This window comes from Dietzia sp. Cai40, from assembly GCF_014145165.1.
Classification (GTDB): domain Bacteria; phylum Actinomycetota; class Actinomycetes; order Mycobacteriales; family Mycobacteriaceae; genus Dietzia; species Dietzia natronolimnaea.
In genome coordinates this window covers 1-5,235 of record NZ_JAALEB010000006.1, presented here as the reverse complement: position 1 = coordinate 5,235, position 5,235 = coordinate 1, and the positions used below count along the sequence as shown (strand labels likewise).

At 70.1% G+C, this 5,235-nt stretch carries 8 protein-coding genes; 7 read left to right on the top strand and 1 reads right to left on the bottom strand.

What is annotated here, in order from left to right:
- From mftG to G6022_RS00140, 7 genes are all read left to right on the top strand, one after another.
- The coding region (mftG, locus tag G6022_RS00170; protein WP_206682352.1) for a mycofactocin system GMC family oxidoreductase MftG at window positions 1-635 on the top strand (635 nt) is incomplete at its 5' end.
- Between the two features lie 57 nt (window positions 636-692).
- On the top strand, window positions 693-1,628 hold the full coding sequence (locus tag G6022_RS00165) for an alpha/beta hydrolase (protein ID WP_182639430.1): 936 nt from the start codon (window positions 693-695) through the stop codon (window positions 1,626-1,628).
- 156 nt (window positions 1,629-1,784) lie between these two features.
- The gene (trxA, locus tag G6022_RS00160) at window positions 1,785-2,168 is read left to right on the top strand and encodes a thioredoxin (protein WP_179525878.1); all 384 of its coding nucleotides are present in this window, start codon (window positions 1,785-1,787) and stop codon (window positions 2,166-2,168) included.
- A 143-nt stretch (window positions 2,169-2,311) separates the two neighbouring features.
- The gene (locus G6022_RS00155) at window positions 2,312-3,433 is read left to right on the top strand and encodes an NDMA-dependent alcohol dehydrogenase (protein WP_179525877.1); all 1,122 of its coding nucleotides are present in this window, start codon (window positions 2,312-2,314) and stop codon (window positions 3,431-3,433) included.
- 184 nt (window positions 3,434-3,617) lie between these two features.
- On the top strand, window positions 3,618-3,884 hold the full coding sequence (locus G6022_RS00150) for a metal-sensitive transcriptional regulator (protein WP_179525876.1): 267 nt from the start codon (window positions 3,618-3,620) through the stop codon (window positions 3,882-3,884).
- 76 nt (window positions 3,885-3,960) lie between these two features.
- On the top strand, window positions 3,961-4,347 hold the full coding sequence (locus G6022_RS00145) for a DUF302 domain-containing protein (protein ID WP_179525875.1): 387 nt from the start codon (window positions 3,961-3,963) through the stop codon (window positions 4,345-4,347).
- A 13-nt stretch (window positions 4,348-4,360) separates the two neighbouring features.
- The gene (locus tag G6022_RS00140) at window positions 4,361-4,975 is read left to right on the top strand and encodes a DUF1707 domain-containing protein (protein ID WP_179525874.1); all 615 of its coding nucleotides are present in this window, start codon (window positions 4,361-4,363) and stop codon (window positions 4,973-4,975) included.
- Here G6022_RS00140 and G6022_RS00135 read toward each other — a convergent pair.
- The coding region (locus tag G6022_RS00135) for a dihydrofolate reductase (RefSeq protein ID WP_182690852.1) at window positions 4,972-5,235 on the bottom strand (264 nt) is incomplete at its 5' end. The two genes, G6022_RS00140 and G6022_RS00135, sit on opposite strands and share 4 nt — an antisense overlap.

The following is a 5,235-nucleotide window of genomic DNA, read 5'->3' as shown; positions in this document are numbered from 1 at the left end:
TGCGCTCGGGGATCGGACCGCGGTCCGGCCACCCGGTCGGGCGGAGCACGCAGGAGCATCCGGAGGTCCTGCTGGACCTGCCGCCCGACTGGGGTCCGGGGGAGGGTGACCCGCTCGTCCCGCCGCCTCTGCTCTCCCACGTGGTCCGGCTCGGTCTGCCCGGGCCGACGGGCCTCGCGGAGGTCGAGGTGCGGCCCTACTCGGTCCCGATTCACCGGGTGATCCCGGGCCTGGACCCCCAGCCGCACCGGATCGGGGTGGCCCTGATGAACCCCGTGGGCCGGGGCCACGTGCGGGAGGGGAGCTCCGGGGGAGACGGCCCGCGGGTGGTGCTGGCCGACGACCCCCGCGACGCCTCCGCGCTCGACCAGGCCGCCGGGATGGTCGCGGACCGCCTGGGGATCCCCGGTGGTGGGCCGCGGCCCGCACCCGTCCCGTCGACCTCCCAGCACCTCGCGGGGTCGGCGCGGATCGGTGAGGTGGTCGACGATTCCGGCCGGGTCCTGGGCTGCGAGGGTATGCGGGTGGCCGACGCGTCGGTGTTCCCGGTGCTGCCGCGGTGCGGCCCCTATCTCTCCGTTCTCGCGGTGGCCGAGGACCTCGCCGCGCGGGTGGTCGCCGGGAGCTCGTGGTAGAACCGATATGAGAACACGTTCCACCGCCGAGGTGGGAGTGCGGGCGGAAGGGCCACCATGACGAGTAGCGAGATCGAGACCCGCAGTGATCACCCCCACGCCGCCGAGCCCCGGTCCTTCACGCTCGCCGGTGCGGCCGGGATGCTCGTCGGCGACGTGTGGGAGCCGATCGGTGATGCGGATCCGGTCGACGAGATCCTCATGCTGCACGGCGGGGCGCAGACCCGGAACTCGTGGAACCGCGCCGCCCGGCGACTCGCGACCGAGGGGTACCGGGTCACGACGATGGACGCGCGGGGCCACGGTGACAGCGACTGGGCGTCGGACGGGGACTACGACATCCACCGCATGGTCGACGATCTCGAGCTGATCGTCGCCGCCCGCTTCCCCGGCCGGCTGCCGGTTCTCGTGGGCGCCTCGCTCGGTGGATTGACCGGACTGCTGGCGCTGGGGACCGCCAAGCCCGTCGCCCGGGCGCTGGTGCTGGTGGACGTCACCCCGAAGATCGAGGCGAAGGGCGTCCAGCGGATCGGGGAGTTCATGCGGTCGGGGCTGGACGGGTTCGCGGACCTGGAGGCCGCCGCCGAGGCGATCGCCGCCTACCAGCCTGGTCGTCAGCGCCCGACGAACCTGGACGGACTGCGCAAGAATCTCCGCCAGAAGGGCGACGGCCGGTGGTACTGGCACTGGGACCCGCGCTTCGTCGCGGGCGCCACCGGGGACAACGCCGAGATCGGGAACGACTACTTCGAGGGGATCGTGCCCCACGTCACCGAGCCGACCATGCTCATCAGGGGGTCGCGATCGGACATCGTCAGCGACGAGTCGGTGGCCCACCTGCTGCGACACCTCCCGCACGCGTACACCCACGAGGTCGCGGACGCCGGTCACATGGTGGCCGGGGACGACAACGCGGTCTTCCTGGACCAGCTCGAGTGGTTCCTGGCGGAGATCCTCGGATCCCCGCCCCGCCCGGGGGCGCGGGGGGAATAACCCCGATCGGGCGACGTTGTTCCTCACTGCACGACCTTGAATACCCACACGGGTATGGTCCGTGCGAGAAGGTCGTCGCAGGCGCGGGCTGTCCGTAGGCTGGCGACGAGAGACGACGGGACGAGAGCCGCCCCGTCCCGCTAGGAGGGCATTCGTATGACCACCGTCGACATCACGACCGCCGACTTCGAGAAGACCGTCACCGACAACGACATCGTCCTGGTGGACTTCTGGGCCGAGTGGTGTGGCCCCTGCAAGGCCTTCGGGCCGGTGTTCGAGAAGGTCTCCGGCAAGAACCCCGAGCTGACCTTCGCGAAGGTCGACACCGACGCGGAGCAGCAGCTGGGCGCGATGCTGCAGATCCAGTCGATCCCCACGCTCATGGCGTTCCGCGAGGGCATCGCCGTGTTCCGTCACTCCGGTGCGATCCCGGAGCAGGCGCTCGACGACCTGGTCGAGCAGATCAAGGGGCTCGACATGGACGAGGTCCGCAAGGCGGTCGAAGAGGCCCAGGCCCAGCAGGGCGACGCCCAGGGCTGAGTCGGCCCACTCCCTCCGGCGCGCCCGCGCGCCGAAATTGGAACAGGTTCTCGGTTTGCCGATCCCCGGTGGACCGATGCGGATATCGTGATGAGAACACGTTCCAGTGACGGGATCACCCCGTCGCGCCCGGAGGGAGTCGAATGAAGACCAAGGCCGCCATCGCCCGAGAGCTGGGCAAGCCGTTCGAGATCGTGGAGGCCGAGCTCGACGGCCCCCACTTCGGCGAGGTGCTCGTCAAGTGGAAGGTCGCCGGTCTCTGCCATTCCGACCTCCACATCACCAGTGGTGACCTGCCCGGGCGACTGCCGATCGTCGGCGGGCACGAGGGCGCGGGCGTCGTCGAGGCGGTCGGCCCCGGCGTGACCCACGTCCAGCCCGGCGACCACGTGGTGGGGTCGTTCATCCCGGCCTGTGGCAAGTGCTCCGCCTGTGCGCGCGGCATGACCAACCTGTGCGACGGCGGACTCAACGGCACGATCGGCGAGATGGCCGACGGCCGGTACCCGTTCGCCCTCGCGAACGGCGAGACCGCCGGCGCCATGTGCACCCTCGGCACGTTCTCGCAGTACACCGTCGCCAACATGAACTCGGTGGTCAAGGTCCAGGACTGGATCCCCTTCGAGGTCGCGGCGCTCGTCGGCTGCGGCGTCACCACCGGCTGGGGATCGGCCGTCTACTCAGCCGACGTCCGGGCCGGTGACACCGTCGTCGTCTTCGGCATCGGCGGCATCGGCATCAACGCGATCCAGGGCGCGAAGCACGCCGGCGCGCGATTCATCCTGGCCATCGACACGGACGAGTCGAAGCTGGCCAAGGCCACGGAGTTCGGCGCCACCCACGTCTACTCGGACGTCGACCAGGCCAAGGCCGAGCTTCCGGGCCTGACCTGGGGGAACATGGCCGAGAAGGCCATCATCACGATCGGCGTGGCGGACGCCAAGGTGACCGCCGACGCCACCGACATGGTGGGTAAGCGGGGGGTCGTGGTGCTCACCTCCATGGGCGGCCTCGACAACCAGTCCATCAACCTCACCGGGCTGTTCGTCTCCCAGTACGAGAAGGTCATCAAGGGGTCACTGTTCGGGTCGGCCAACGCCTTCCACGACATCCCCAACATCCTGCGGCTGTGGGACGAGAAGCAGCTCAAGCTCGACGAGCTGATCACGCACCGCTTCACGCTCGATCAGGTCAACGAGGGCTACGAGATCATGGAGTCCGGCGGCGACGGCATGGTCCGCGGGATCATCGTCCACGACGACTGATCCCCTGCGACTCCGCCGGCACGGCCGGCGCTGCGGGCACGACCGCGGCAACCGTGGGCCCCGGTTCCCCTCGAGGGGGTGGACCGGGGCCCGCTCCGTACACCGGACTGGACAGCGATACCCCCACGGGTACACTGGGGTCCGGATCGACATCCGCATCCGCGAGAGAGCAGGAGGGCCCGAGATGGCTGACGACGAGGCGAGGACGCAGGTGCTCAACCGCCTGCGCCGGGCGCGGGGACAGCTCAACGCGGTGATCGACATGGTCGAGCAGGAGCGCCCCTGCAAGGACGTCGTCACCCAGCTGGCGGCGGTCTCCAAGGCGCTGGACCGCGCCGGGTTCAAGATCATCAGCTCCAACATCCAGGAATGCCTCGCGGGCGACGGCGAGACCGGCGAGGACGGGATCACCGTGGCCGAGCTGGAGAAGCTCTTCCTCTCGCTCGCCTGACCGCTCCCCGGGGCCGTGGGATGCTGGCCCCGGTACGCGGAAGACATCACCCGACCACAGACGTGAGGACTGCGACATGGACGTCGGAATCGGTACGTACACGGCGATGGGATTCGACGAGGCGGTGGAGGCGACCCGCGAGGCGCTCGCCGACCGCGGCTTCGGGATCCTCCACGAGATCGATCTCACCGCCACGCTCAAGAAGAAGATCGACAAGGACATCGAGCGCGTCCTGATCCTCGGGGCGTGCAACCCCGGGTTCGCCGGTGAGGCGTTCGACGTGAGCAAGGAGGTCGCGCTGCTGCTGCCCTGCAACGTCGTGGTCCGCGAGTCCTCCGGGGGCTGCGTCATCGAGGCACAGAACCCGGCGCTGCTGGCACAGGTCATCTCGGGCGGCCTGCAGGACATGGCCGACGAGTTGTCCGCGCAGATGCGGTCGATGATGAAGGACCTCACCCGCTGAGTAACCTGGGGGCATGACCCAGGAGCCGCACACCGACCCGCGGGCCCTCGCTCAGCAGAGACTGGAGGCGATGGTGGGGCGGGGAGAGCTGTCCCTCGCCGAGTTCTCGGACCGGGCCGCCAGGATCTGGTCCGCGACCTGCCCCGCCGAGCTGGAGGTGGCCCTGAGCGGACTGCCGCTGGGTCCCGGCGCGGGGCCCACCCCTTCCTCGGCGCAGCCACCGGCCACCCGGCCGACGGGGGCGATCACCGTCGACGAGAGCCGGAAGAAGACCTCGGTCTTCGACACGCTCAAGCGGGAAGGCCGGTGGTCCCTCCCGGACGACTACCGGCTGACGTCCTGGATGGGCGAGATCTACCTCGACGCCCGTGAGGCCGTGGTCGACCGCCCGCGCACCCACATCCAGCTCGACCTGTGGGCCGCCAACGCCAAGATCCTGCTCCCCCCGGGGGTCTCGGTCGCGGTGACCGGCAACCGGACGTGGTCCGAGCTCAAGATCGACGAGGGCCGCTACGACATCCGTGGTGGCCCGCATCTGGACTTCGAGATCAACGGTTTCATGGCCGGCGTGAAGATCAAGATCCTCGCGGCGGGGGAGCGGATCCCCAAGACGTGGAAGTGGTTCTAGGCGGTTCGACCGCGCCGCCGCCACACCGTGTGCCGGTGCCGGACCTCGTCGTCGTGCCCCTCGACGCGGCTCCGCGGATCGGTGATCCACTCGCCGACCTCGACCCGCTCCCACGTCCCGTCCAGCTCCGGGGCCAGCACGGTCCCCGGGGCGTCCGCGTCGATCTCGGTGACCAGGCACTCGTCGGCTGAGCCGAGCGCGGCGGCGTAGATCTGTCCGCCGCCCATCACCGCCGCGTCCGGGCCGGCCGCCGCCAGCGC

Coding starts and splice junctions, on each gene's coding strand:
- G6022_RS00145 (WP_179525875.1), top strand. CDS start 3,961: ATGGACGTCGGAATCGGTACGTACACGGCGATGGGATTCGACGAGGCG.
- G6022_RS00155 (WP_179525877.1), top strand. CDS start 2,312: ATGAAGACCAAGGCCGCCATCGCCCGAGAGCTGGGCAAGCCGTTCGAG.
- G6022_RS00150 (WP_179525876.1), top strand. CDS start 3,618: ATGGCTGACGACGAGGCGAGGACGCAGGTGCTCAACCGCCTGCGCCGG.
- G6022_RS00165 (WP_182639430.1), top strand. CDS start 693: ATGACGAGTAGCGAGATCGAGACCCGCAGTGATCACCCCCACGCCGCC.
- G6022_RS00140 (WP_179525874.1), top strand. CDS start 4,361: ATGACCCAGGAGCCGCACACCGACCCGCGGGCCCTCGCTCAGCAGAGA.
- trxA (WP_179525878.1), top strand. CDS start 1,785: ATGACCACCGTCGACATCACGACCGCCGACTTCGAGAAGACCGTCACC.